Here is a 343-nt window from a genome sequence, read left to right as displayed (position 1 = left end):
ACAAGTCTATCTATTACTTTTGATGTTTCCTCGACAACATCATGCACACTGTTCATTTGAAGAATAGAGTGCTTTATCACTTCACTACCGGTATGTATTTGTTCTGTGGTTGTTACTGCTACTTCAGCAACTACTGCTGAAGATTCAGCTACTGTTTGCACACCAATTGTTATTTCTTCCATTGAGGATGAACTCTCTTGAATGCTAGTTACCTGTCCTGCTATTTTTTCTTTTACTTCAGAAATGGTCTGAACAATCTCATTTGAAATATTAGATGCTCGCTTTGTGTCTTGTAAAACCCCCTCCGTAGAAGAAATCACCTCTTGTGTTGTCACCTTAACAT

1 pseudogene is annotated in these 343 nt (G+C 37.6%); it reads right to left on the bottom strand.

Annotation, left to right across the window (positions count from 1 at the left end):
• Positions 1-343: pseudogene (locus MR167_RS31955) on the bottom strand (methyl-accepting chemotaxis protein); the annotation flags it as partial.

Origin of the sequence: Bacillus cereus group sp. BfR-BA-01355 (genome assembly GCF_022663675.1) — a bacterium.
Taxonomy (GTDB): Bacteria; Bacillota; Bacilli; order Bacillales; family Bacillaceae_G; genus Bacillus_A; species Bacillus_A thuringiensis_S.
The sequence above is the reverse complement of the archived record's forward strand: the minus strand, read 5'-3'. Positions and strand labels throughout refer to the sequence as shown.